We start from the raw sequence: 1,072 nt of genomic DNA, 5'->3' as shown, positions 1-1,072 counted from the left end.
CTCAACCACTGCGTCTTGCTCGACAATCCAAAAATAATTGAGAGGCTAGGACTTTTGTCCCAGTCTCTTTCTTTTTTTGTTTCTTTTTCTACTCTAGTGATCTATTTTCTTATTCACTAAATCTTAAAAAATAGCCATCTGGATCCAGAACTGCAAATTCATGAGGATAGATATAATGATCACCAACACGAAATTTTCTTTTAATTAATGGGCGATGAATTGGATAGTTAGACTCGATTACTTTTTGATAGAGTCTAGGGACATCTTTTATGCCGAAGGAGATATTAACTCCACGACCAAAGGGGTAGGTCAGTTCAGCTAGTTCCTCCTTACTCCCCTCCTCTATCATGAGCTGGCACTCTTCAAGAGAAAGAAAGAGGAAGTTCTCTTCTGGTCGCCCGTATTCGATGGTAAAACCCAGTAAATCACAGTAGAAGGAACGGGACTGCTCTATATTCGATACAATAAACTCAGGAATCACTGCATTGAAATTCATAAAGAACATCCTTACAAATCAATTTCTAATACAATTGGTGTATGATCTTGACGAGCGCCTGAGTCAATCATATCTGATTTAGTGACCTTGTCAGCAATGCGGTTTGAGGTCAACCAATAGTCGATTCTCCAGCCTGTGTTGTTGATTTTTGATGTCTTGCTACGTTGTGCCCACCAAGTGTAGCGTTCTGGGACATCACCATGGACATGGCGGAAGGTATCTGTAAATCCTTTGGCCAAAAGATTTGTAAATCCTTCGCGTTCTTCGTCTGTGAAACCTGGTGAACGGCGGTTGCTGGCAGGGTTGGCGAGGTCGATTTCCTTGTGAGCGACATTGTAGTCACCTGTAGCAAGAACAGGCTTTTGCTTGTCTAGTTCAGTCAAGTATTCCGCATATTTGACATCCCAGACTTGACGTTCTTCCAAACGTTTGAGTCCATCACCAGCGTTAGGTGTGTATACCTGTGTAACGAAAAATTTATCAAATTCCAAGGTAATGATCCGACCTTCCAAGTCCATGGTCGAAGGAGCTCCGATCTCTGGGAAAGTCACAACTGGAGTAAGCTCTTTTTTATAG

At 41.9% G+C, this 1,072-nt stretch carries 2 protein-coding genes; both read right to left on the bottom strand.

Translation table 11 applies throughout. The annotated features are described in order from the left end of the window. Positions 1 to 109 precede the first annotated feature (109 nt). Positions 110 to 496 carry a bleomycin resistance protein gene (locus ADI76_RS01760; protein ID WP_037607806.1) on the bottom strand — a complete coding sequence of 129 codons (387 nt, stop codon included), beginning with the start codon at positions 494 to 496 and terminating at the stop codon, positions 110 to 112. An 11-nt stretch (positions 497 to 507) separates the two neighbouring features. Next, positions 508 to 1,072: exodeoxyribonuclease III (locus tag ADI76_RS01755; protein ID WP_049514294.1), on the bottom strand; the 565-nt coding region annotated here is incomplete at its 5' end.

The organism is Streptococcus parasanguinis (genome assembly GCF_001074805.1).
Taxonomy (GTDB): domain Bacteria; phylum Bacillota; class Bacilli; order Lactobacillales; family Streptococcaceae; genus Streptococcus; species Streptococcus parasanguinis_A.
Note: the sequence above shows the minus strand (reverse complement) of the source record. Positions and strands in the feature narration are given on the sequence as shown.

What these genes read in the sequence shown, in the direction of transcription:
- ADI76_RS01760 (WP_037607806.1), bottom strand. Translation starts at nt 496, where the DNA reads ATGAATTTCAATGCAGTGATTCCTGAGTTTATTGTATCGAATATAGAG.